Genomic DNA, 18,514 nt, shown 5'->3' on the forward strand with positions numbered 1-18,514 from the left:
CCGTGAAGCGGAACAGACATCCGAACCCGCCCGGCGGTTTTGATCACAATTTGCGCGACAACCGGACGGGGGTGTCGCGCGTCTGAAACCATTACGGCCGTGATGACAAGCGAGGCGCGGGCGACCGAAGGCCGACCACGGCCCGCGCTCGTGAATCTGCCGCAAGTGACGTCCGTGGAGATCAGATGACAGACGAAGACGTACTTGACTTCGCCATCGTGGTCTACCGCGAAGACGACCACTGGGAGGCCGAAATGCTCCCGGTGGCGCTCACCTCCGACCTCAGGGGCCTGCTCCAGGCGCTCCGCCAGCAGCCGAGCAACGCCGGAACGATTGGCCTGGTCGCCGTGGGGGATGACTTCTTCGTGGCATTACGGGTCTTCGGCGAGCGGGTGAGTGTCTTCCTGTCAGACATCACCGCGTCGTGGGAGTGGCCGCTGGCGCGGCAGGTGCTCGATTTCATCGACGTCCCGGTCCCCGAGGAGGAGGAGCTCGACAGCGTGTTGCCCGCGGGCGACCTGTCGGTCTTCGCCGACCTCGGCCTCGACGAGATGGAGCTGGGCGCCCTGTCGGGCGACCGTGACCTCTACCCCGACGAAGTGTTGTTCAGCATCGCCGCCCGACTCGGATTCCGCGACCCCTTCGAACGCGCCGTCGACGCCATCATCGGCTGAACCTCGGGACCTCGCCATGCCCACGCGAACCAATCTCTTCGCCGCCGCTTTCCTGCGCACCAACGGCCGATGGTCGGGGGCCGAGGTCGACCTGTCCGAGGCCGAGATCGCCGACGACGTCGGCGACGCCGTCGGTGAGGCCCTCGGCCTGACCGGCGACGAGCTCGTGCTGCTCTGCGTCGAGGTCGAAGACGAGTGGTTCGCCCTCGTGCGCTACGAGGGCGACCTCGACCCCCGGGTGTTCCTGTCCGACGCCCAGGCCGGGGCGACCGACCCGCTCGGCGAGCTGTTCGCCGAGCTGGCCGGCATCGCGGTCGACAAGGAGACGCCCGACCTCGGGGTCCGCCCCGGCGGCGACTTCGAGCTGCTGACCGACTTCGGGCTGCGCGCAGAGGAGCTGCTGGAGCTCAGCGTCGAGGAGGGCATGCTGCCCGCCGACGTCCTGTCGGTCGTCGCCGAGCGCCTCGCGTTCGGCGACGAGCTCGACCGGCTCAGGTGATCTTTCCTGTACGACCAGGTGATGGGCCTGGCCCTCGCCGAGGCCCTGGAGGCGTCCCAGCGGGGTGAGGTGCCCGTCGGCGCCGTCGTCGTCTCCGGTGACCGGGTGCTGGCGCGGGCCTCGAACGCGCGGGAGTCCTCCGGCGATCCCACGGCGCACGCCGAGATCCTGGCGCTGCGCGCCGCGGCTGCGGCCCTGGGGGAATGGCGGTTGTCGGGGTGCACCCTCGTGGTGACGCTGGAGCCCTGCACGATGTGCGCGGGGGCCGCCGTGCTGTCGCGGGTCGACCGGATCGTCTACGGGGCCGTCGACGAGAAGGGCGGGGCGGTCGGGTCGTTGTGGGACGTGGTGCGCGACCGGCGGCTCAACCATCGGCCGGAGGTGGTCATGGGCGTACGCGAAGAAGAATGTTCTGCACTGCTTTCGGCGTTCTTCGCCGCAAGGCGCGAGCAGTGACCATTCTCCGGTAAGCTGCTCTGCGGTGGTGTCTCCTAGTGGCCGATGGAGCGCGCCTCGAAAGCGCGTGTAGGGCAACCTACCGTGGGTTCAAATCCCACCACCACCGCCACGCATACGAAGACCCGGTGTGATCATCACACCGGGTCTTTCCGTTTTCCGTCTCAGAGCTCGAGCACGCGCGCGTGCAGCACCGACCGCTGGTGGAGCGCCGCCCGCAGGGCCCGGTGGAGCCCGTCTTCCAGGTAGAGCTCGCCCTCCCACTGCACGACGTGGGGGAAGAGGTCACCGTAGAAGGTGGAGTCCTTGGCCAGCAGCGAGTGCAGGTCGAGGTTGGCCTTGGTGGTGATGAGCGCGTCGAGTCTGACCTGGCGGGGCGGAATCTGCGCCCATTCGCGATGTCCGAGACCGTGCTCGGGGTAAGGGCGTTCGTCGCCGACCAACTTAAAGATCACGCTATGTAGTTTATGAGACGAAGGTGGCCCGGGTCAGATCGACCCTGAGAACGTGTCACATCGTGCGGGATCCCCTGATTTGTAGCCATTCGTGAACCACGTCACCCGCTGCTCCGAGGTGCCGTGGGTGAACGCGTCGGGGTTCACCTGGCCGCCGCTCTTCCGCTGGATGGAGTCGTCGCCGACCGCCGCGGCGGCGTCGAGCGCCTCCTGGATGTCGGCGTCGGTGAAGGGCTTGGCGAAGAAGCCGGTGTCGACGGCGTTCTTGGCCCACACGCCCGCGTAGCAGTCGGCCTGGAGCTCCACCCTGACCGAACCACTGTCGGCGCCCTCGCCGCCGCTCTGTTCGAGGGTGCCGGTGAGATTCTGGACGTGGTGGCCGTACTCGTGGGCGATCACGTACGACTGGGCGAACGGGGTGTTGGCCGCGCCGAGCTGGGATTCGAGCTGGTTGAAGAAGCTCAGGTCGAGGTAGACGTAGCGGTCGGCCGGGCAGTAGAAGGGCCCGACGGCCGAGTCGGCCGTGCCGCACCCGGTCTGCACGCCCTGCTCGAAGAGCGCCGTCTTGGCGTTCTGGTAGCCGTCGACCTTCGTGGCCCAGTAGTCCTGCAGGCTGTTGACGACACCGACGACCCGGCACTGCTCGTCCTGGTCGGCGTCCGCGCCGGTCTTGCACTTCTCACCGAGGTCACTTGACGGCTGGACGCCGGGGTTCTCCGCGCCTCCCCCGCCGGTGATGTCACCGGGGTTGATGCCGAAGATGAGGGCGACGATCAACGCGATGATGCCGGCCGCGCCACCGCCGACCGCAAGCCCGCCACCGGAGATCCCGCCCCGGCCACGGTTCTCGACCTGAGACGAGTCGAGTTGCGCTTGGTCATCGAAATCCATGGGCGCGCTACTGCCCTTCTGATGAGCGATCATGCGGGGATGAGTTCTTCCGAAGAGGCCGGGCGGCTGGCCGAACTCGTGGCCGAGCTGGACCGGCTGCTGAGCGCCGCCCTCACCCACGACGACCCGGAACAGATGCGCGACCCCTTCATGCGCGCGGCCGGGACCCTCACGGAATTCGGGGACGTGGAAGCGGCAGGCGGGCTCTATCGCATCTGGATGAACATCGACGACATCTTCGACGGCTGGCCCGTCGACTACGGGGACGAGACCGACGCGATCGCGATGCGCGAAATCCGCCTGGCGGCCGGCGAATGGCTGGCCACGCCGAAGACGGAGGCCGGAATCTCTGCGTACGTGGACCGGTGGGAAGCCCGGCAGGCCCCTGACGACTGGCCGGATCCGGGTGGGGTTTGGATCGCTGGAGGCTGGGGCGGAGGGCCACGGGGGAACCGGGCGGTGAAGTAAGCCGCATGGCTCGTTGCCCGGCGGGGTGGCGCGGCCGGTTGGCGCCGGTTACGGGGTGAGCCGGGGCGGCGGGCGGTGCTGACCAGGCGGAGCCGTAAGGGAAAAGAAAGAAGGGGCGGGTCGGCTGAGCGACCTGCCCCTTCTGATGGCGGAGGATAGGGGATTTGAACCCCTGATCGGTCTCCCGAAACACGATTTCCAATCGTGCGCCCTAGGCCAACTAGGCGAATCCTCCGCCGAGAAGTTTACATGACTTGGCGCATGCGCCGTCCTTCCGTTCGGAGGGCCGGGCGCAGGTGGTTCGGGTGGCGGCTAGACTGTCCTCGGACCCCTCGCGCGGCGTCATCCTGTGAACCTCCCCAGGGCCGGAAGGCAGCAAGGATAAGCGGGCTCTGGCGGGTGTGCGGGGGGTTCTTTGCTTCCGGTTCTGCTCTCCCCGAGGAGACCGTTCATGAGTCTCGCGCTCTACCGCAAATACCGTCCTGGGACGTTTGCAGAGGTCAAAGGGCAGGAGCACGTCACCGAACCGCTCCGCCAGGCCCTCAGAAGCGGGCGCGTGAACCATGCCTACCTATTCAGCGGCCCTCGTGGATGCGGCAAGACGTCGAGCGCGCGGATCCTCGCCCGGAGCCTCAACTGCGAGCAGGGGCCGACTCCCGATCCCTGTGGCGTCTGCGAGTCGTGTGTCGCGCTGGCCCCGACCGGGCCCGGCCACCTCGACGTGATCGAGATCGACGCCGCCTCTCACGGTGGTGTCGACGACGCGCGTGACCTGCGCGAACGGGCTTTCTTCGCGCCCGTGTCGGCGCGGTTCAAGATTTACATCATCGACGAGGCGCACATGGTGACCCGCGAGGGGTTCAACGCGCTGCTGAAACTCGTCGAGGAGCCTCCGCCGCACCTGAAGTTCGTCTTCGCGACGACGGAGCCCGAGAAGGTCATCGGGACGATCAAGTCGCGCACCCACCACTACCCGTTCCGGCTGATGCCTCCGGCGACGCTGAAAGCGCTCATGGAGGAGATCCTGGCGTCGGAGTCGGTGCCCTACGAGCCCGCGGCCCTGCCGCTGGTCGTCCGCGCCGGGGCCGGCTCGGCCCGGGACTCCCTGTCGATCCTCGACCAACTCCTGGCCGGGGCCGACGAGAACGGGATCACCTACTCCCGCGCGGTGTCCCTGCTCGGATACACCGACGGCGACCTCCTCGACGAGATCGTCGGCGCCTTCGCGCGGCGTGACGGCGGGCAGGTGTTCCAGGCGGTCAACCGGGTGATCGAGGGCGGGCACGACCCCCGGCGCTTCGCGACCGACCTGCTGGAGCGGTTCCGCGACCTGGTGATCCTGGCGAACGTGCCGGAGGCGGCGGCCAACGGCCTGCTCGACCGGCCGGCCGACGAGCTGGAGCGCCTGCAGGGGCAGGCGGCCGCGATGGGGCCCGCGGAGCTGACGCGGGCGGGGGAGATCTTCAATGCGGGGCTGACGGAGATGCGCGGGGCGGCGTCGCCTCGGCTCCTTCTGGAGCTGATGTGCGCCCGCATCCTGCTGCCTGCGGCCGAGGGCGGCGAGGCGGCCATGCTCACCCGTTTGGAGCGGTTGGAGCGTGACGGAGCGCCTCGGGCCGGTGTACAGGCTGCGTCTTATCCGGTGGCTCAGCAGGTGGGGGGCTACGCGGGCGGGCAGTCGGCGGCTCACGGCGGAGGCGTCGGCCAGCCTGGCGTTTACCAGGCTCAGGTCCCGCAGCCTGCTACGAACCAGGGTCAGGCTGCACAGCCCGCGATGCAGCACGGTGTTCCTCAGGGCCAGGCTTCCCACAGCCACACCCCGCAGCCCGGCGCTCAGCAGGGCCAGCCTGGGGCACACCCAGAGGCGCAGAACGGCTCGGTCCAGCAGGCGGGCTCTCCGCAGAGCCAGGCCGGGCAGGCCGAAAGCCAGCCGGGGGCCGGTGGTTCGCCGGCCGCGGACGACTGGCCTGAGACCGTCAAACCCGGCTCGGGCGGACCGGTGCCCAAGCCCGCCGCTCCCCCGGCCGACGACTGGCCCGCCGCCGTCAAGCCCGGCTCCGGTGGCCGGCCCACCGACGTCTCACCCGCCCAGCAGGCCGAAGCCGCTCACGCCCCTCAGGCCGTCGCCGGGGCGGGTGTGGTGGCCCAGATGTGGCCGCAGGTGCTGGAGGCGGTCAAGAACCGGCAGCGGGTCGCCTGGATGATTCTCAACGCCCAGGGCCGCCTGCTCGGGGCAGAGGGCAACGTGGTGACGGTCGGGTTCGAGAAGCCGGGTGACGTCCAGGGCTTCCTGAAGGGCAAGCGTGACGAGGTCGTCGCCGCCGCCCTCGGTGACGTGCTCGGGGGACGCTGGCGGGTCGACGTCGTGGTGGGCGGCACCGGAGGCGGCCAGGCCGCTCGGCCGAGTCAGCCGTCGCCGCCGCCGGCCCCTCCGGTGCAGCCCGCACCGCCGGTGCAGCAGGCCCAGCCTGCGGCACCCCCGCCACCGCCCGCCCATGAGGCCGCCCCGGCGCCCAGGCAGCCGGAGAAGACCGCCACTGACGAGTCGTGGCCCGACGCGCCCACCGACGAGTTCGAGCGTCCGGCCCCACAGGCGAACTACGAGGCCCCGCCGCCCCGGGCGTCCGCTCCTGCGGCGGCCCGGCAGGCGGCCTCCGCGCCCGCCCGGCAGGCCTGGCCGGACGCGGTGCCCTCGCGGGCGAAGAAGTCGGACGTGGACGACGTCGACCCGGACAACGACGCCGACGTCGACACCGACGGCCTCTCAGGCCTGGCCCTGCTCCAGAAGGAACTGGGCGGGCGGGTCATCCAGGAGATCGACCACTCTTAGCCGCTGATCCCCTGAACCACGTCCATCAGGTCGTCGCCGGTCAGGGGGTTCTCGGTGATGCGGACCGTCAGGGCGACCCCGGGTGAGTCGAGCCAGAAGGCCTCGGTCTCCGTCGCCAGGCCGGGGGTGCCGTCCTTCGCGAACTCCTTCAGGTCCCATGTCTCGCGCTCGTCGTATTCGGTCAGGAACTCCCGCAGCGACGGCAGGTCGGTCAGGGCATCGCCGCGCAGCACGGCGACGCGGAGGTCGGCCTGGTGGCCGTCGGGCGTCTCCCGTTCCCAGACGCGGGTCGCGAAGGTCACGTCTTCCCACTCGGACTCGAAATCGCTCACCGAGGGGCCGGCGGCCGCCGGGACGTGGGTGATCGCGAAGCCGTCGAGGGTGCCGCCGTCGCGGCCCGCCGAGCCGCCGGCGGGTGCCGACAGGACGAGGAGGCCGGCCATGAGGATCGTGCCGATCATCGAAGGTTCTCCCTAGCAGGAGTGGGTGAGGCGGACCGACGCAGCCGCGTGGCGGTGGTCCTCCGCCGGGACGATCGACATGATGCGCTCCAGGATCGCGACGTCGTCGTGGCCTCCGCTCGTCTGTGCATAACTCCAAAGGTGGGTCGCGTTGCCCTTGCCCAGGATCTCGGATCTCACGCGGGCTTCCAGTTCGTTCCTTTCGCGGCGGATCTCGAAGGACTCCGACCGGGGCAGCAGCGGGCCCTGGTAGCGGTTGACGACCGTGTCGAGGTCGCCTGTGGACAACGCCCGGCGGACCGTCAGGAGGTCGGCGTCGACCTCGCCGACCAGGCGATAGGGCTTCGCGGCCACGGCGCCGGGGAGCTGGGCGCGGAGCCGGTGGATCTCGGCGCGGATGGTCACGGGGTTGCCGTGGTCGCCGTACAGGAGGAAGGAGAGCTGTTCGGCGTTCAGGCCGCGCGGGTGGGTGGCCAGGAGGGTGAGGATCTCGGCGTGGCGCAGGGAGAGGGGCACGCGCCGGCCGCTGTATTCGGCGAACGGGGCGCCGCCGAGGAGGTTCAGCGACAGCCGGGGCAGGGTGCCGCGCCGGGGGTTGACCAGGTAGGAGTCGCCGAGGAACTCGACGTCGCCCACGTGGCCGTCGGGGAGGACGACCCGGCCGCCCTCGGACGGGAGTGAAACACGTTCCCCCTGGAACCGTTCTCCGGCGATGACCCGGCCGCTGCACGAGACGAGCAGGCCCGAGCGGGCGGCGTGACGGGTGCGGATGCGCTCGTCGCTCTCCCGCATGCGCAGCGCCAGATGGCTCTCGGCGAGCTGGGCGGTGGCGCCGACCAGGGCGACCGTGGCCGGGGGCAGGGATTTCGCGATGCCGCTGATGTCGACGCAGCCCAGCACCGCGCCGGTGTCGGGGTCGACGATCGGGGCGCCCACGCACGACCAGCCGTGGAGGACCTCGATGTGGTGTTGCTCACCGTAGACGCTGGTGGGGACGCCGGCCGCCAGGGCGGTGCCGATGCCGTTGGTGCCGACGACCGACTCCGCCCAGGCGAAACCGTCGGCCAGGCCGATGCCGTCGGCCCGGCGGAGCACCTCGCTGTGGCCGTCGCGCCACAGGACGTTCCCGTCGGCGTCGGTGACCACCATGATGTGGGCCGCCTCGTCGGCGATCTGCAGCAGCGTGTGGCGCAGGAGGGGCACCAGTTCGCGCAGCGGATGGGCGGCGCGGGCGGTCGAGATGTCGGTGTGGTCGTAGACCAGTGGGGCCGCGCGGACGCCGGGGTCGACCCCGGCGGCGAGTGAACGGCGCCATGACGCCGAGATGATCGTGTCGCGAGATCTCACAGGCCCCAACCCTCTCGGATGCTGATCCACAATCTCCAGGAGTAACCGATTGATCGCAACCTGTATGCAACGTTCCGGTGACTACGTTTGGTTCCGCCACCCCGGGCCGCGGCCGACCCGGGGTGGAAAAGGCCGGGTCCCGGACGCTTGGAGGGGGGCCGGGACCCGGCCAGGGCCGCACCAATGAACACGCTCCGTGCTCCGGTGTCAGATGAGCGGCAAACACCGTAGGCTCGTCGGGACGAACTACGTCGCCGGTCGCTGAGGAGCGCACGATTGTGAACCCAGAAGTCAACCTGCAGCAGTTGCTGGAGCAGGCTCAGCTGATGCAGCAGCAGCTCGTCTCGGCGCAGCAGGAGCTCAACGACGCCGAGGTTCAGGGGAGCGCGGGCGGGGGCCTGGTTGTGGCGACCGTCAACGGCAGTGGCGAGCTGCTCGAACTGAAGATCAGCCCGAAGGTCATCGACTCGGGTGACGCCGCCGAGACGGCCGAGACCGTCGCCGATCTGGTCATCGCGGCCGTCCGCGACGCCGTCCGGGCCGCCGGCGAGCTCCAGCAGGAGAAGCTCGGCCCGCTGTCGCAAGGCCTCGGCCAGCTCCCAGGTTTCTGAATATGTACGAAGGCGTCGTCCAGAACCTGATCGACGAGCTGGGCCTGCTGCCCGGCGTCGGTCCCAAGAGCGCGCAGCGCATCGCTTTCCACCTGCTGTCGGCCGACCCTGCCGACGTGAAACGGCTGGCCCATGCCCTTCTCGAGGTCAAGGAGAAGGTGCGGTTCTGCCGCGTGTGCGGCAACGTGGCCTCCGAGGAGGAATGCCGGATCTGCCGCGACCAGCGTCGCGACCCCCACGTCATCTGCGTGGTCGAAGAGTCGAAAGACGTCGTGGCGATCGAGAAGACGCGCGAGTTCCGGGGGCGCTACCACGTGCTGGGGGGCGCGATCAGTCCCATCGACGGGGTCGGACCCGACGATCTCCGGGTGCGCGAGCTGATGGCCCGGCTCGCCGACGGCGAGGTGACCGAGCTCATCCTCGCCACCGATCCGAACCTCGAGGGCGAGGCCACGGCCACCTATCTGGCCCGGCTCGTCAAACCGATGGGTTTAAAGGTCACTCGGCTGGCCAGCGGTCTGCCCGTCGGCGGCGATTTGGAGTACGCCGACGAGGTCACGTTGGGCCGCGCTTTCGAAGGACGGAGACTGCTGGATGTTTGACGACGAGTGGAAGGACCTGGCCGACCGGGTCGCCGGGCACGCCCAGAACTACCTCGACGGCCTGACCCGGCTGGCGGGCGGCGAGGGTGGCAACGCCATCCTGCCGCTGCTGCTCGTGGAGGTCGCCCAGGTCAGCCTGGCCGGTTCCCAGCTCGCCGCCGTGCACGACGTGATCCTGCAGGGCAACGTCGAGCCGGCCCTCAGCGAAGATCCCGACATCGACCCGCTGCGGGTGGCGCTGGCGGCCCGGCTGGGCCCGGTCGACGACTACGCCGAGGTGTTCGACCCCTACAAGGACACCTCGGTGACCCCCTACCGGCTGTCCGACGACCTGACGGCGGTGGCGGCCGACCTGATCCACGGGCTGCGCCACTACAAGGCCGGCCGGCCCCTTGAGGCGATCTGGTGGTGGCAGTACTCCTACTTCAACACCTGGGGCAACCACGCCGGAGCGGCTCTGCGGGCCCTGCAGGCGCTGGTGGCCCACACGCGGCTCGACGTGGCCGAAGAGGTCACTGTGGTCTGAGGGTGTCCACATGCTGGGCTAACTCAGTTGGCCCTCAGAGGCCCGCAGTTAGACTGTGAGCTCCACGTCCTGATTCGTTCGGAGAGATCCAGTGGCGCTCGTTGTCCAGAAGTATGGTGGTTCGTCCGTCGCCGATGCCACGAGCATCAAGCGCGTCGCGCAGCGGATCGTCGCCACGAAAAAAGCGGGCAACGAGGTCGTGGTCGTCGTCTCCGCGATGGGCGACACGACCGACGAGCTCCTCGACCTCGCCCAGCAGGTGTCGCCGCTGCCTCCGGGCCGCGAGCTCGACATGCTGCTGACCTCCGGCGAGCGCATCTCGATGGCGCTGCTCGCGATGGCGATCGCCAACCTGGGTCAGGAGGCGCGCAGCTTCACCGGGTCGCAGGCCGGTGTGATCACCGACTCGATCCACGGCAAGGCGCGCATCATCGACGTGTCGCCCGGCCGGCTGCGCGACGCCCTCGACAAGGGCCACATCGCGATCGTGGCCGGGTTCCAGGGTGTCTCGCAGGACACGAAGGACATCACGACGCTCGGGCGCGGCGGTTCCGACACGACCGCCGTCGCCCTCGCCGCGGCCCTCGGGGCCGACGTGTGCGAGATCTACACCGACGTCGACGGCATCTTCACCGCCGACCCCCGGGTCGCCTCGAAGGCGCGCAAGATCCCCCGCATCTCGTACGAAGAGACCCTCGAGATGGCCGCGTGCGGCGCGAAGATCCTGCACCTGCGCTGCGTGGAATACGCGCGGAGGTTCAACCTCCCCATCCACGTCAGGAGCTCGTTCAGCACCAAGGAAGGCACCTGGGTCACCTCCGACCCCGCGACCGAAGGAACCGAAGTGGAGCAGCCCATCATCTCCGGCGTGGCACACGACCGGAGCGAGGCCAAGATCACCGTTGTCGGCGTGCCCGACAAGGTCGGAGAGGCTGCCGCCATCTTCCGCACGCTGGCCGACGCCGAGATCAACATCGACATGATCGTGCAGAACGTGTCGGCGGCGGCGACGGGCCGGACCGACATCTCCTTCACCCTGCCGACGAGCGACGCCCCCACGGCGCTCACGGCCCTGAAGAAGATGCAGGACCAGGTGGTCTTCGAGACGCTCCTGTTCGACGACCAGATCGGCAAGGTCTCGCTGATCGGCGCGGGCATGCGGTCCCACCCGGGCGTCACCGCCAAGTTCTTCGGCGCGCTCGCCGACGCGGGCGTCAACATCGGGATGATCTCCACCTCGGAGATCCGCATCTCGGTCATCGTCGACCAGGACCAGGTCGACGCGGCGGTCAACGCCGCACACTCGGCGTTCAATCTCGACGCCGACCAGGTTGAAGCTGTGGTTTACGGAGGAACCGGCCGATGAGCACCAAGCCCACCCTCGCCCTCGTCGGTGCGACCGGTGCCGTCGGCACCGTCATGCGCGAGATCATCTCCGGACGGGAGGACATTTACGGCGAGATCCGTCTCGTCGCCTCGGCCCGTTCGGCCGGCAAGGTCCTGCAGGTTCGCGGCGAAGACGTCGTCGTCCAGGCGCTGGCCCCCGAGGTGTTCGACGGCGTCGACATCGCGATCTTCGACGTGCCCGACGAGGTGTCGGCCACCTGGGTGCCGATCGCGGCCGAGCGCGGCGCGACCGTCATCGACAAGTCGGGCACCTTCCGGATGAACCCCCAGGTTCCGCTGGTGGTCCCCGAGGTCAACCCGGGCGACGCCGCCAACCGCCCGCTGGGCATCGTCTCGACCCCCAACTGCACCACCCTGTCGATGATGGCCGCCATGGGCGCCCTCCACGAGGAGTTCGGGCTCAAGGAGCTCGTCGTGGCGTCCTACCAGGCCGTCTCGGGCGCGGGGGTCGCCGGTTCGGCTCGTCTGTACGACGAGGTCGAGGCCCTGGCCGGTGACCGCACCGTCGGCACCACCGCCGGTGACGTGCGCAAGGTCCTGCAGAACAAGCTCGGCGACGGCGACGACACGTTCCCGGCGCCGGTCGCGTTCAACGTCGTGCCGTGGGCGGGCTCGCTCAAGGAAGACGGCTGGGCGTCCGAGGAGCTGAAGCTGCGCAACGAGTCGCGCAAGATCCTCGGCATCCCGACGCTGAAGGTCTCCGCCACCTGCGTACGCGTCCCCGTGATCACCACCCACTCGCTCGCGGTCCACGCGACCTTCGAGCGCGAGATCACCGTGGCCGACGCCCACCGCGTGCTGGAGGCGGCGCCGACCGTCGTGCTGGTCGACGACCCGGCCAACGGCGTCTACCCCATGCCGATCGACGTCGTGGGCACCGACCCGACCTACGTCGGCCGGGTGCGGCAGGCCCTCGACTTCCCCAACACGCTCGACCTGTTCGTGTGTGGCGACAACCTGCGCAAGGGCGCGGCCCTGAACGCGGCCGAGATCGCCGAGCTGATCGTCGCCACCGAATACACCGCCTAGCGGAACAGGATGTCCCAGTGGTCGCTCTCCCGGGCGAACAGGTCCTGCTCGGGAGAGATGTAGAGCTGGGAGCCGTCACCGCGCTTGCCGTGCGGTTCGAGCCTGCGGGTGATGTAGCGGTCGAGGCAACGGTTGGGAGCCAGGTCGATCTTCCAGCCGTTGCCGTGGCTGTAGGTGCCCACGGCGTGCCCGGTCTCAGTGCCGCCGGTCACGATCAGCCGGCAGCCCGACATGCGCTTCAGCTCGATCGTCTTCAGCAGGGTGCCGAGCCTGACGGTGTGCAGCGACGTACAGGTCGGGCGGTGCTTGTCGACGCAGTTGCCGGTGGAGCGCCAGCCGAGGCCCGCCTTCCGTATTCGGTTCATCGCGTAGTTGTGGTGGAGGCGGGTGTTCATCGCTCGACGCCACGTCCAGTAACGGACTTTCAGCCTTCCGGTACGGAACGCGGTGCGCACCCCCTGCGGCGCCTCGACGGGGCGGAAGGTCAACTGCGGTCTGACGCGTTGGGTGTCGGCATCGGCCTTGGGGCCGGGGAGCGTGACCAAGGCGAGAACGGTCAACCCGGCGACACTCCAGCCGGTCGTGCGTTGGGTCATTCTACTTCCCCCATTACTCTCCGTAGCGCGGTGGGGGAGCTTGATCAATGGCTTAACTCCCACGCCTGGGGGTGAGCCACCCTCGGAGAGGCCGAGTATTTGGGGTAACTCGGCCATCATCTGGTGGGTTCATGACCTGACGGGGGCTGGAGACGTACAGTGACCGATGTGCCCAGGTCGAGCAGGGATCTCATCGTGGAGACCGCACTGCGGCTTTTCCGCGAGCGCGGGTACGACGCCACGACAATGCGCGCGATCGCCGCTGAGGCGGGGGTCTCCGTCGGCAGCGCCTATTACTATTTCGCGTCCAAAGAGCAGCTGATCCAGGCCTATTACGACCAGGCCCAGTCGGCGCACGAGGCGGCCAGCCGGGAAATCCTGGCCAGGGAAAGGGCGTTCGCGCCCCGGCTGCACGGCGTGCTCAGCGCGTGGGTACGGGTTTCCGAGCCCTACCACGCGTTCGCGGTGAAATTCTTCAAGCACGCGGCCGAGCCTGACAATCCGCTGAGCCCGTTCAGCGCGGAATCGGCTCCAGCGCGCGATTCCTCGGTGGCGCTCTATCGCGAGGTGGTCGAGGGCTGCGCCGACCGAATGGACTCAGAATTGCGCGCCGAACTGCCCGAACTCCTGTGGTTGTTGTCGATGGGAGTGGTGCTTTTCTGGGTGCACGACACCTCGCCCGGATGTGCACGCACCTACCGGCTCATCGACCGGAGCGTGCCCTTGGTCGATCGTTTGGTCGCGCTTTCCTACCTGCCGGGTTTGCGTGGTGTGACACGAGATTTCATCGAGGTGGTCCGCGAATTGCGGGAATGATCTGATTACTCTCAGTCACATGGTCTGGGTCTTCGGGTTTGTGGCGATTGTCGTGGTGGCCCTGTTCGCCGTGCTGACGTGGTTGCGGCGCAGCGGACGGTCCGACGAGGAGGGCGGCGCCGGTCCGATCGACTTCGCGGTGAACCTGGCTCTTGCGGTGTTCCTCGTGGTCGTGGCCTATGCCGTGGTGTTGTGCCGCGACGCCATCTCGGCCTCCGACGCCGACGTGAGGGCGGAGTCGGAGAGCCTGGTGGAGCTCTACTGGGCGGTGGCCCCGTTGCCGCAGTCCGCTGAGGTGCGGGACCTGGTGCGGGCGTACACGACCCATACCGTCGAACTCGACTGGCCGCGCATGCGGGAAGAGTCCCTCGACCCGCGGACCGGGGTGACGCTCGACTCGCTGCGGACGGCGATGCTCAAACTGCCCGCGACCGATTCCGAACTGCGCGCGGAGGCCCTGGCGCGGGCGGCCGAGGTGTCGCACGCGCGGACGGTCCGGGCGGACAACGCGACGTCCGGACTGGAGTCGGTCTTCATGGTGTCGATGGTGGTGTCCGGGCTGCTGGTGATCGCCCTGCCGTGGGCCCTGCGCCGCCGGCCGACGGTGCCGTCGGTGATCGCCGACGTGGTGCGGGTTGCGACGGTGGTGACCGGGATCGTGGTGATTCATCTGATTTCGCACCCTTATGGGGTGGAGGGCGCGGTGGATCCTGGGCCTCTGAAGGAGGCCCAGGTCCGTTTCGACGAGATCGACCGCTTGCTGCCTAACGGCGGCGCCGCCTGAGCACCGCTCCGGCCGCGACGGCGATCACGGCCGTGAAGAGCACGACCACGACGGCCTGCCGATCGGTCGGGCGATGCGCGGTGGCCGCCTGAGCCATCCGCTTCCGCGCCCGCGCGATCGCACTGTCGGCCAGGGGGAGCGGGTTGATTTGCACTGGGGCGGGGGCTGGTGGTCCTTGGGCGGGGGGAACGGCCGGGGCGGCGGGCCCCTCGGCGGGGGCGGCTGCGGGAGCGGCATCGGGTTCGGCCGCCGGATCGGTACCTGGTTCAGCGGCAGGGCCGGGCTGGGCAAGCGCGTTTGGATTGGTGGGCTGGCCGTGCGCAGGATTCGGCGCAGTGGCTTGGCCTTGGGGCGTTGGCGTCTGTGCTGGCGGCAGCATGGTGGATGGTTTATCCACAGCCGGTCTGTCCACAGCGGAGTTATCCACAGCTGACACAGCTGTTGCGTGCTTATCCACAGGCCGTGCGCCTGGAGCGGGCGATTTCGCGGTCGAATTGTTCGCCGTAGGACGGTATGAGGCACTTCGATCCACAGGCGGAGTAATTGCAGCGGCCCCCTCCGCAGGGGTCCTATCCACAACGGCCGAACCCACAGTGGTCGTATCCCCGGCATCTCTGTCCACAGGGTGCCTGTTCACAGGGGTGGGATCCACAGCCGGCCTGTTCATGGCGGGCCTGTCCACACTCGGGATATTCACAGCTCCGGTTTCCCCAGCGCCGGTTTCTTCGAGGTGGGTTTTCCCCGGGCTCAGTTTCCCAGCGTGGTTTTCCACAGCCTTTGTGTCCACAAGCTGCGCCAAGAGGGTGGTCACCGGGATTCGGATGGTTGGCATCTTCGTCGGCGGGACGTCGATGGCAAGCGTCACTAGTGCCCGGGGAAGAGGGGCGGCGGGGATGTACACAAGCGTCTTCACCGGCACCTGGACCAGAGCGACCGGTCTGATCAGCACGGGAATCGTGACGGGGACCGCCAGGAACGCGGTCGTCGGGGTGCGGGCCACGGGAAGCGGACTCCACGCCGGCTCGGCGGATGGCGACGGCTGGGCCGGGGGCAGAAAACGGGCCAGAACGGCTCGGGGCAGCCGGATGGTTTCGCTTCGTTCGCAGGTCACCTCTGCCAAAGGCCCACGTACTTCCGCGTGACAGGTCGTTCTCACTTCCACCGGGATATCTGCCATTTCTTCGTTCTAGCAGCTCAGAGGCCATTTACCTGACGTACCGAACGGTTGGTATGCTCGTGCCCTCAACCGAAGAGCCGGGAGGGCACTGTGGCGCGCTGGGGAATCACCATCCCGTTCGCGGGGAGCGGTCTCGATCGGGAGCTGATCGCCGAACTGCCTTCTCTCGGTTACACCGACGCCTGGTCGGCCGAGGTCAACGGCAACGACGGGTTCACTCCGCTGGCTCTGGCCGCCGAGTGGGCGCCGGAGTTGCGGCTGGGCACGGCGATCGTCCCGGTCTCGACGCGGGGGCCCGGTCTGCTGGCCATGACGGCGGCTACCCTCGCCGAGCGGGCGCCCGGGCGGTTTCTGCTCGGTATCGGCGCGTCCTCCCCCGCGATCGTCGAGCGGTGGAACGCCGGGGAGTTCGTCAAGCCGTTCGCGCGTACGCGTGACACCCTGCGGTTCCTGCGCAGGGCGCTCGACGGGGAGAAGGTCACCGAGGCCTATGAGACCTTCTCCGTTCAGGGGTTCAAGCTGGAGCGGGCGCCGAAGACGCCGCCGAAGATCGTGCTGGCGGCGCTTCGGCCGCGCATGTTGCGGCTCGCCGCCGCCGAGGCCGATGGTGCGATCACGAACTGGTTGTCTCCGGGTGACGTACAGAAGGTTCGGGGCGAGATCCACGACGAGACCGAGCTGATCGCGCGGCTCTTCATCATCGTCAGCGAGGACGCCGACCGGGTCAGGGCCATCGGGCGGCGGATGATCGCCGGGTATCTCACGGTGCCGGTGTACGCGGCGTTCCACGACTGGCTGGGGCGGGGTGAGGTGCTGCGGCCGATGCACGAGGCGTGGGCGGCCGGTGATCGGGCGGCGGCGTTGAAGGCCATTCCCGACGAGGTGGTCGACGACCTGATCATCCATGGCACGGCGGAGCAGTGCCGGGCGCGGGTGAACGAGTACGTTGAGAACGGCCTCACCACGCCCGTTCTGGCCCCGCTCGACCTCGGTGACCAGCCGATGGACCAAACGGTAAGAAATCTGGCCCCGCAGTAACGGAACCAACGCCGCAAAGTCCTCCGTTATCGGGGCAAATGGCCGGGCAGGGAGGCACTCATGGTCAAGGCACGACGGGCGGCGCAGGCGTACAAGGCCTACCAGGACATCTCCAGGCCCGGCAGCCCCGGGCTGGGCGCCCGCATCCGCGCCCTGCCCCGCATGCTGGCCGGCGCGTTGCGCGGCGACTACCGCGAACTCGGCAAGGGCAAGCTGGCCCTGATGGGCGCGGCGATCCTCTACATCGTGAGCCCGGTCGACGTCGTCCCGGAGGCGCTGTTCCTGGCGCTGGGCGTGGTCGACGACTTCGGTGTGTTCCTGTGGCTGGCGACGTCACTGCTCGGCGAAAGCGGGCGCTACGTGGACTGGGAGCGCCGGAACCTGGCCCTGTCCCCTGAACCGGGAGCCGACCGCCGCCCCTTGGCCTAGAGAAGTCCCTGCTCGGCACGGCTGCAGTCGGCCGCCTTGGGCTCTCCGGCGTCTTAGGCGTTGATGGCCTGACCAAGAGGCCGGCCAGTAGTGGCTTGGCCGCGTCCGGGACCTGGACTGAGGAGCGCAGGAGAGCGAAGCGAACCGGAGCGACGAGGGAAGGCCCGGACTGAAGGCGGCCAAGCCCGCCGCGCCGGAGGCGCGGCCATCAAACAGGTCAGATCTCTTCCATGCGGAGCCACGCCCGTGACGGCAGCGGGTGTCCGAACAGTCGGGCCGCGTTCCCGTAGGCCACCCGTGCGATGTCCGCCGGCGGCAGGTTCCCCAGTCGCCTCGCCACCGACCGCTGGGTGTCCGGCCACGACGACTCCGCCCGGGGATACCCGCTCTCCAGGAGCACGTGTTCCATCCCCACGGCCATGCGCACCCCGCTCAGGGCCGTGTCGTCGAGGGTGCCGAAGAAGAAGTTGCGGCGGAGGACCTCGCTCGGGCGCAGGCCGCCGTCCCAGGCCGATTCGCTCGACACCGGGTGGTCGAGGGCGTAGTCGGCTCGTTCGGCCAGCATGGGGAGCCAGCCCACGCCGCCCTCGACGATGAGGATGCGCAGGGCGGGGAAGCGCAGGGGGATGCCCGACCACAACCAGTCGGCGCAGGCGAACATCGCCGTCGACGGCATCAGGGTCGTGATCGCTTCGATGGGGGTGTCGGGCGAGGGCACGGGGGCCCACGACGAGGCGCCGGTGTGGAGGCAGACGACCGTGCCGGTCTCCTCGCAGGCGGCCAGGAACGGGTCCCAGTGGCCGCTGTGGATCGACGGGAGGCGCAGGCGGGTGGGGAACTCGGGGAAGACCACGGCCTTGAAGCCGCGGGCGGCGTTGGCCTTGATCTCCTTGGCGGCCACCTCGGGGTCGGGGAGCCAGGGGAGCTGGAGGGCGATCACGCGTTCGGGGTAGGTGCCGGCCCATACGTCGACGTGCCAGTCGTTCCAGGCCTTCACCAGGGCTAAGCCCAGGTCTTGGTCGCGGGTGCGGGCGAAGGCGACGCCCGCCTGGGTGGCCAGCATGCCGGGGAAGTTCAGGGCCGCCCAGATTCCGGCACGGTCCATATCCTCGATGCGCGCGTCGACGTCGTAGCAGCCGGGGCGCATGTCGTCGAAGCGGACCGGGTCGAGGGTCCACGCCTCGCGGGGGCGGCCGGCGCCGACGTCGATGCCCGCGGCCGGGTAGGTCGCGCCGCCGTAGCGCCACACCTGGTGGCCGCTGTCGGTGTCGACGACCTTGGGGGCCGCGTCGTGGTATTTGGACGCGAGGCGGTTCTCGAAGAGGTCGGGCGGCTCGATCACGTGATCATCGACTGAGATGATCACAAAATCCCGCCGCCTCGGCTCAGGGTCGGGAAGCAGCGGGGTACTCACAGCA

Annotated in this window: 21 protein-coding genes, 2 tRNA genes and 1 other RNA gene; 16 read left to right on the forward strand and 8 right to left on the reverse strand. The window is 69.0% G+C overall.

Annotation, left to right across the window (positions count from 1 at the left end; translation table 11 throughout):
* The first annotated feature begins 185 nt into the window (after positions 1 to 185).
* The 4 genes from GT755_RS17090 to GT755_RS17105 all read left to right on the forward strand — a co-directional run bounded on the left by GT755_RS17090 (position 186) and on the right by GT755_RS17105 (position 1,741).
* Entirely contained in the window at positions 186 to 674 is a 489-nt protein-coding gene (locus GT755_RS17090; protein WP_030452653.1) for a tRNA adenosine deaminase-associated protein, read from the forward strand.
* A 16-nt stretch (positions 675 to 690) separates the two neighbouring features.
* Entirely contained in the window at positions 691 to 1,173 is a 483-nt protein-coding gene (locus GT755_RS17095; protein ID WP_161480708.1) for a tRNA adenosine deaminase-associated protein, read from the forward strand.
* 21 nt (positions 1,174 to 1,194) lie between these two features.
* Positions 1,195 to 1,629 (forward strand): tRNA adenosine(34) deaminase TadA, encoded by a 435-nt coding sequence (tadA, locus tag GT755_RS17100; RefSeq protein WP_161480709.1) that lies wholly within the window; start codon positions 1,195 to 1,197, stop codon positions 1,627 to 1,629.
* Between the two features lie 24 nt (positions 1,630 to 1,653).
* A tRNA-Ser gene (locus GT755_RS17105) sits at positions 1,654 to 1,741 on the forward strand.
* A gap of 52 nt (positions 1,742 to 1,793) precedes the next feature.
* On the opposite strand, the gene GT755_RS17110 is transcribed toward GT755_RS17105, so the two are convergent.
* Together GT755_RS17110 and ypfJ are read right to left on the reverse strand one after the other, a co-directional pair.
* A complete protein-coding gene (locus GT755_RS17110) occupies positions 1,794 to 2,084 on the reverse strand; it encodes a type II toxin-antitoxin system VapB family antitoxin (protein ID WP_030452656.1) in 291 nt (96 codons plus the stop codon).
* A gap of 33 nt (positions 2,085 to 2,117) precedes the next feature.
* On the reverse strand, positions 2,118 to 2,975 hold the full coding sequence (gene ypfJ, locus GT755_RS17115; protein ID WP_161480710.1) for a KPN_02809 family neutral zinc metallopeptidase: 858 nt from the start codon (positions 2,973 to 2,975) through the stop codon (positions 2,118 to 2,120).
* 21 nt (positions 2,976 to 2,996) lie between these two features.
* Between ypfJ and GT755_RS17120 the strand changes: the two genes are divergently transcribed.
* Positions 2,997 to 3,443, forward strand: coding sequence for a hypothetical protein (locus tag GT755_RS17120; RefSeq protein WP_161480711.1), 447 nt, complete (start codon positions 2,997 to 2,999; stop codon positions 3,441 to 3,443).
* 146 nt (positions 3,444 to 3,589) lie between these two features.
* On the opposite strand, the gene GT755_RS17125 is transcribed toward GT755_RS17120, so the two are convergent.
* Positions 3,590 to 3,678, reverse strand: a tRNA-Ser gene (locus GT755_RS17125).
* 87 nt (positions 3,679 to 3,765) lie between these two features.
* On the opposite strand from GT755_RS17125, the gene ffs reads away from it, so the two are divergent.
* Positions 3,766 to 3,863: signal recognition particle sRNA small type (gene ffs / locus GT755_RS17130), an RNA gene on the forward strand.
* 31 nt (positions 3,864 to 3,894) lie between these two features.
* Positions 3,895 to 6,273 (forward strand): DNA polymerase III subunit gamma and tau, encoded by a 2,379-nt coding sequence (locus GT755_RS17135; protein WP_161480712.1) that lies wholly within the window; start codon positions 3,895 to 3,897, stop codon positions 6,271 to 6,273.
* Here GT755_RS17135 and GT755_RS17140 read toward each other — a convergent pair.
* Positions 6,270 to 6,734 carry a hypothetical protein gene (locus tag GT755_RS17140; protein WP_161480713.1) on the reverse strand — a complete coding sequence of 155 codons (465 nt, stop codon included), beginning with the start codon at positions 6,732 to 6,734 and terminating at the stop codon, positions 6,270 to 6,272. The two genes, GT755_RS17135 and GT755_RS17140, sit on opposite strands and share 4 nt — an antisense overlap.
* 12 nt (positions 6,735 to 6,746) lie before the next feature.
* Positions 6,747 to 8,081, reverse strand: a complete 1,335-nt coding sequence (locus GT755_RS17145) for a helix-turn-helix domain-containing protein (protein WP_161480714.1) — start codon at positions 8,079 to 8,081, stop codon at positions 6,747 to 6,749.
* A gap of 278 nt (positions 8,082 to 8,359) precedes the next feature.
* Between GT755_RS17145 and GT755_RS17150 the strand changes: the two genes are divergently transcribed.
* From GT755_RS17150 to GT755_RS17170, 5 genes are all read left to right on the forward strand, one after another.
* Positions 8,360 to 8,692, forward strand: a complete 333-nt coding sequence (locus tag GT755_RS17150) for a YbaB/EbfC family nucleoid-associated protein (RefSeq protein WP_030452662.1) — start codon at positions 8,360 to 8,362, stop codon at positions 8,690 to 8,692.
* 2 nt (positions 8,693 to 8,694) lie between these two features.
* Complete coding sequence (recR, locus tag GT755_RS17155) at positions 8,695 to 9,294, forward strand: recombination mediator RecR (protein WP_161480715.1); 600 nt, start codon at positions 8,695 to 8,697, stop codon at positions 9,292 to 9,294.
* Positions 9,287 to 9,820: a DUF5063 domain-containing protein gene (locus GT755_RS17160; RefSeq protein WP_161480716.1), complete on the forward strand. Its 534-nt coding sequence runs from the start codon at positions 9,287 to 9,289 to the stop codon at positions 9,818 to 9,820. Before recR ends, GT755_RS17160 begins: the two co-directional genes overlap by 8 nt.
* 91 nt (positions 9,821 to 9,911) lie before the next feature.
* Entirely contained in the window at positions 9,912 to 11,186 is a 1,275-nt protein-coding gene (locus tag GT755_RS17165; RefSeq protein ID WP_030452665.1) for an aspartate kinase, read from the forward strand.
* A complete protein-coding gene (locus tag GT755_RS17170; RefSeq protein ID WP_161480717.1) occupies positions 11,183 to 12,256 on the forward strand; it encodes an aspartate-semialdehyde dehydrogenase in 1,074 nt (357 codons plus the stop codon). The genes GT755_RS17165 and GT755_RS17170 overlap by 4 nt, the downstream gene beginning before the upstream one ends.
* Here the strand turns inward: GT755_RS17170 and GT755_RS38610 are convergent.
* Positions 12,253 to 12,852, reverse strand: a complete 600-nt coding sequence (locus GT755_RS38610; protein ID WP_202610171.1) for a hypothetical protein — start codon at positions 12,850 to 12,852, stop codon at positions 12,253 to 12,255. The two genes, GT755_RS17170 and GT755_RS38610, sit on opposite strands and share 4 nt — an antisense overlap.
* A gap of 195 nt (positions 12,853 to 13,047) precedes the next feature.
* Between GT755_RS38610 and GT755_RS17180 the strand changes: the two genes are divergently transcribed.
* Entirely contained in the window at positions 13,048 to 13,668 is a 621-nt protein-coding gene (locus tag GT755_RS17180) for a TetR/AcrR family transcriptional regulator (RefSeq protein WP_285584192.1), read from the forward strand.
* 19 nt (positions 13,669 to 13,687) lie between these two features.
* Entirely contained in the window at positions 13,688 to 14,452 is a 765-nt protein-coding gene (locus GT755_RS17185; RefSeq protein ID WP_161480718.1) for a bestrophin-like domain, read from the forward strand.
* Here GT755_RS17185 and GT755_RS17190 read toward each other — a convergent pair.
* Entirely contained in the window at positions 14,433 to 14,606 is a 174-nt protein-coding gene (locus GT755_RS17190) for a hypothetical protein (protein WP_161480719.1), read from the reverse strand. The two genes, GT755_RS17185 and GT755_RS17190, sit on opposite strands and share 20 nt — an antisense overlap.
* 1,113 nt (positions 14,607 to 15,719) lie before the next feature.
* Here GT755_RS17190 and GT755_RS17195 point away from each other — a divergent pair.
* Complete coding sequence (locus GT755_RS17195; protein ID WP_161480720.1) at positions 15,720 to 16,667, forward strand: LLM class F420-dependent oxidoreductase; 948 nt, start codon at positions 15,720 to 15,722, stop codon at positions 16,665 to 16,667.
* Positions 16,668 to 16,727: 60 nt separating this feature from the next.
* Positions 16,728 to 17,096: a YkvA family protein gene (locus tag GT755_RS17200; protein ID WP_161480721.1), complete on the forward strand. Its 369-nt coding sequence runs from the start codon at positions 16,728 to 16,730 to the stop codon at positions 17,094 to 17,096.
* 217 nt (positions 17,097 to 17,313) lie between these two features.
* Here the strand turns inward: GT755_RS17200 and GT755_RS17205 are convergent, their stop codons facing one another.
* On the reverse strand, positions 17,314 to 18,462 hold the full coding sequence (locus tag GT755_RS17205; RefSeq protein ID WP_328794388.1) for an amidohydrolase family protein: 1,149 nt from the start codon (positions 18,460 to 18,462) through the stop codon (positions 17,314 to 17,316).
* Between the last annotated feature and the right edge of the window lie 52 nt (positions 18,463 to 18,514).

This window comes from Herbidospora solisilvae (assembly GCF_009901565.1).
In the GTDB taxonomy this organism is placed as follows: Bacteria; Actinomycetota; Actinomycetes; order Streptosporangiales; family Streptosporangiaceae; genus Herbidospora; species Herbidospora solisilvae.

Excerpts from the sequence above, each read along its gene's own strand:
- ypfJ (WP_161480710.1), bottom strand. The coding sequence starts at position 2,975 with ATGGATTTCGATGACCAAGCGCAACTCGACTCGTCTCAGGTCGAGAAC.
- GT755_RS17095 (WP_161480708.1), top strand. The coding sequence starts at position 691 with ATGCCCACGCGAACCAATCTCTTCGCCGCCGCTTTCCTGCGCACCAAC.
- GT755_RS17170 (WP_161480717.1), top strand. The coding sequence starts at position 11,183 with ATGAGCACCAAGCCCACCCTCGCCCTCGTCGGTGCGACCGGTGCCGTC.
- GT755_RS17135 (WP_161480712.1), top strand. The coding sequence starts at position 3,895 with ATGAGTCTCGCGCTCTACCGCAAATACCGTCCTGGGACGTTTGCAGAG.
- GT755_RS17160 (WP_161480716.1), top strand. The coding sequence starts at position 9,287 with ATGTTTGACGACGAGTGGAAGGACCTGGCCGACCGGGTCGCCGGGCAC.
- GT755_RS38610 (WP_202610171.1), bottom strand. The coding sequence starts at position 12,852 with ATGACCCAACGCACGACCGGCTGGAGTGTCGCCGGGTTGACCGTTCTC.
- tadA (WP_161480709.1), top strand. The coding sequence starts at position 1,195 with ATGGGCCTGGCCCTCGCCGAGGCCCTGGAGGCGTCCCAGCGGGGTGAG.
- GT755_RS17140 (WP_161480713.1), bottom strand. The coding sequence starts at position 6,734 with ATGATCGGCACGATCCTCATGGCCGGCCTCCTCGTCCTGTCGGCACCC.
- GT755_RS17090 (WP_030452653.1), top strand. The coding sequence starts at position 186 with ATGACAGACGAAGACGTACTTGACTTCGCCATCGTGGTCTACCGCGAA.
- recR (WP_161480715.1), top strand. The coding sequence starts at position 8,695 with ATGTACGAAGGCGTCGTCCAGAACCTGATCGACGAGCTGGGCCTGCTG.
- GT755_RS17185 (WP_161480718.1), top strand. The coding sequence starts at position 13,688 with ATGGTCTGGGTCTTCGGGTTTGTGGCGATTGTCGTGGTGGCCCTGTTC.
- GT755_RS17120 (WP_161480711.1), top strand. The coding sequence starts at position 2,997 with ATGAGCGATCATGCGGGGATGAGTTCTTCCGAAGAGGCCGGGCGGCTG.
- GT755_RS17200 (WP_161480721.1), top strand. The coding sequence starts at position 16,728 with ATGGTCAAGGCACGACGGGCGGCGCAGGCGTACAAGGCCTACCAGGAC.